Raw genomic sequence first — 4,300 nt, forward strand, 5'->3', positions numbered from 1 at the left:
GCTATTTTTGGGGTAAATCTTCGTTATCGTTTTCCTTTAATTGCAGGATGTTTGGGAGGTGCTGTTGCAGGTGTATATGTTTATTTTACACATCTAGTTTCATTAGGATTTGGTACAACTGCAGTACCTGGTATTGCAATTGTTGATCCAAGTAACAATGGTTATGTGAATTATATAATTGCCCATTTAATCGGATTAAGTGTAGCTTTTATTTTAACGATTGTATTTGGAAAAATGACAAATAAAAAAATAGATAACCAAGAAATAGTCTATCCTACAAAAGGTGATGTTAAAGGAATTGAAGAATGCAGTGATGAGACATTTGCATCTAAATCATTGGGTGAAGGAATTGTCATTGATACTCAAGATGGAATTATTGTTTCACCATGTAAAGCTACTGTTGAATTTATCTTTCCAACAAAACATGCAATTGGATTGCGATTGGAAAATGGAGCTGCTTTATTAATTCATTGTGGCATTAACACAGTAGAATTAAATGGTGAAGGATTTGAGACCTTTGTAAATGTAAATGATGTTGTAAAACCCAATGATAAATTAATAAAAATGGATTTAGCAACAATTAAAGAAAAAGGATATAATACACAAGTAGTTACAATAATGACAGAACTACCTGAAACAGTTACTGTTCATATTGATACAACAAATAAAACTTGGTTTAGTTTTAATTAAGGAGACTATATTATGAGCTATGATGAATATTTGAAAAATATCACAAAACGGAATGAACTAAAAAAGCTAGTTGAACAAGATCCGTATCGTTTAAGTTATCACTTAATGGCACCAACAGGCTGGCTAAATGATCCAAATGGACTGTGTCAATTCAAGGATGTTCATCATATCTATTTTCAATATACTCCCTTTAGTGCAACTTGGGGATTGAAAATATGGGGGCACTATACAACAAAAGATTTTATTCACTATAATGAAGAACTTCCATTTATCTTTCCAGATAATCAATATGATAAAGATGGTGTTTACAGTGGTAGTGCATTTATCAAAGATGATGAAATCCATTATTTTTATACTGGGAATGTGAAACACATTGATAAAGAATATAATTATATTAGTGATGGTAGAGAACAAAATACAATGCATATTGTTTCTAAAGATGGATACCATTTTGATAATAAAAAAATTGTATTTACAAATGATAATTATCCTAGCGATTGTTCGAAACATGTTCGTGATCCTAAAATATATGAGAAAAATGGAAACTACTATATGGTATTGGGGGCAAGAACATTAGCTGATAAAGGGTGTGTATTGATGTATAAATCAACAGATCTAGTTGACTGGGAATATCATATGAGAATTGATTCGAATATGAACTATGGTTACATGTGGGAGTGTCCTGATTTATTTGATTGCGAAGGTGAAACATTTCTACTTGTATGTCCACAGGGAATGGCACAAGATGGGTATAAATATCAAAATATCTATCAATGTGGATATTTTAAATTAGACTTAGATTTAGAAAACAAGCGTTGTACATGTGGACCATTCATAGAGCTAGATTATGGTTTTGATATCTATGCTTCGCAAACATATCAAGATGAAAGTGGCAGACGCATTTTATTAAGCTGGATGGGAATACCAGATGCTGATTATGATAATGATTGTACCGTTGAAAAGGGTTGGCAACATGCATTAACACTACCTAAACAATTAACGGTTGAAGATGGTAAACTATATCAAAAAACCTTAGATGAATTAAAGCAATTACGCTGCAATTCAATTAAAACAGAGTTGCAAAATGAAACTATAGAAATCACAAACGCAAGTGAAATATTCATTGAGGGATGTACTGATGAAATTGCTATTCTATTGAATAATGAGATAGAATTAAAATATCATAATCAGCTTTTTACGCTTAATCTTGAAAAAGTTGGCCGCGGTAGAAAACAACGCTATGTTGAAATACCAAAGATTAAAAACATGCACTTATTTATGGACCATTCATCACTTGAAATTTTTATAAATGATGGTGAGTTTGTACTCACAAGTCGTTTCTATGGAAAAGAGAAATCAAATATCCTTGTAAGTGGTTATGAAAAGATGACAATCTATTCATTAAACGGGTATGAGATAAATGAATTTGACTATAATGCATCATAGAGTTTATTAAAAGATAATTTCAATCTATAATAAATAGAGATAGGTGGTTTATGATGAAAAAGAATTTGACGATAAATGATATTGCGAAACAAGCGGGAGTTGCAAAGAGCACAGTATCTCGTTATCTTAATAATGGGTACGTCAAAGAAGATACAAAAGAAAAGATAAAAAAAGTTATTGCAGAAAATAACTATGAACCCAATGCTTTTGCGCGTCTTAAAGCGAAGAACAGTCATATCATAGGAGTCATAGCCCCTTGTTTAGATTCTACTGTAACTTCAATGGTGTTGATGGCTTTGGATCAATCACTTAAAGATGCTGGGTATACATCACTAATCTTAAATACCAATCATAGTATTGATGAGGAGTTAAAAGATCTTGAGCGTCTTAGTAAGATGAATGTAGATGGAATTATTATTAATGCAACACAAGTATCACAACAACATTTACAAATTGTTAAACAAATTGATGTGCCAGTTATTTTCCTAGCACAGCGATGTGATGATGGGATTTCAATTGTGAATGAAGATTACCTTGCAGGGTATAAAGCAGGTGAAGTAACGGCACTTACTAATCATAAGGACGTTGTATGTATAAGCGTAGATGAAGAAGATGTGGCAATTGGTGTAGATCGTTTAGAAGGAATTTTAAAAGGTTTAAAAGATAACCATGTAAATAATATTGAAGTAGTACGAAGTGATTTTGGAAATGTAAAATCATACCGTGTCTTAGATGATGTATTATCAAAAAGGAAACCAGACATGATAATTTGTTCCACAACACGACAATTGTTAGCGGCATATAAATGTATTCGAGATCATGGATACAAGATTCCAGAAGATATTTCAGTGATTGCATTTGGTGGCTATGATGTTGTGGATTTATTAGAACCACTTCCTACAACGATTCAATTTAATCCTAAAGAGCTAGGAATTAAAGCGGCTAATACATTATTATCTATCATCAATAAAGAAGAAGTTGAACAATTACAATGTATACCATTTATCTTTCTAGAAGGTGCAAGTATTATAAGGAGATAGCTATGAAAAAATTATGCGGAATTGGTGAAGCATTGATTGATTTTATTCCAAATGAAAAAGGAAGACGATTAAAAGATGTAGAAAATTTTAAACAAGTTGCAGGTGGCGCTCCAGCAAATGTTTGTGGTGCAGTAGCTAAGTTGGGTGGACAATCAGTTTTTCTTACAAAACTGGGCGATGATGCCTTTGGCGATGTTATTGTCGATGAATTAAATAAGAGCAAAATTGATACACAATACATATTGCGGACAAAAGAGTATGATACATCATTGGCGTTTGTGTCATTACGCCTAGATGGTAATCGTGATTTTAAATTTTATCGTCGTACAGCTGCAGATTTACAATTTCAACCAGATGATATTGATTTAGCTGTTTTAGAGGATGTGGGTTTTATTCACTTTTGTAGCGTATCTCTTGTCGATTCACCAATGAAAAAAGCACATTTGCGCTTAATTGAACTTGCGAATGAGAAAGATATTAAAATAAGCTTTGATCCTAATTTGCGATTATCATTATGGGATGATGCAGAAGAGTTGAAAAAAACAGTTTTAGAATTTCTTCCTTATGCACATTGTATTAAAATTTCAGATGAAGAATTAGAATTCATTACAGGGTATACAAATATCAAGGATGCATTACCTTTGTTTTTCAAAGATAAGTGTGAATACTTGTTGTATACAAAAGGAAAAGATGGTGTAACTCTCTATACGAAAGATAATCGTGAAATTAGTGTGAATGGATTAGTTGTAGATGTTGTTGATACAACGGGTGCAGGAGATAGTTTTATTGGTTCATTCTTATATAAGTTATTGAATGATGATATTGAACAATTATTAAGTGTTTCAAATGAAACTTTACATGAATATCTATCCTTTGCGAATGCTTATGCAGCATTAACAACGACAAAAGAAGGTGCTCTAGCAGCAATGGCAACTAAAATAGAATTTGAAGCATTTTATACAAAATAAAAGAAGGAATAAATTTATTCCCTCAACACTTTAATTATACTACTAAAAAAAGTTAAAAAATAGACCTTTCTTTTCTGTAGAATTTACTATAATAAAGGTACAAGGAGATATTCCTTGTTAGATAGATTCTAAAGAGAGAATGAATTGATTCTCGAG

Annotated in this window: 4 protein-coding genes; all 4 read left to right on the top strand. The window is 31.7% G+C overall.

The window, feature by feature from the left end:
* Window positions 1-690, top strand: a 690-nt coding sequence (locus tag RSB60_RS11040; RefSeq protein WP_332616358.1) for a glucose PTS transporter subunit IIA, incomplete at its 5' end; no start/stop codon positions are given.
* A gap of 12 nt (window positions 691-702) precedes the next feature.
* Entirely contained in the window at window positions 703-2,136 is a 1,434-nt protein-coding gene (locus tag RSB60_RS11045; protein WP_332616360.1) for a glycoside hydrolase family 32 protein, read from the top strand.
* A gap of 53 nt (window positions 2,137-2,189) precedes the next feature.
* Window positions 2,190-3,176 (top strand): LacI family DNA-binding transcriptional regulator, encoded by a 987-nt coding sequence (locus RSB60_RS11050; protein ID WP_323380842.1) that lies wholly within the window; start codon window positions 2,190-2,192, stop codon window positions 3,174-3,176.
* A gap of 2 nt (window positions 3,177-3,178) precedes the next feature.
* Window positions 3,179-4,144, top strand: a complete 966-nt coding sequence (locus RSB60_RS11055; protein WP_323380843.1) for a carbohydrate kinase family protein — start codon at window positions 3,179-3,181, stop codon at window positions 4,142-4,144.
* The last annotated feature ends 156 nt before the right edge of the window (window positions 4,145-4,300 follow it).

The sequence above is a fragment of the Anaerorhabdus sp. genome (genome assembly GCF_036657415.1).
Taxonomy (GTDB): domain Bacteria; phylum Bacillota_I; class Bacilli_A; order Erysipelotrichales; family Erysipelotrichaceae; genus Anaerorhabdus.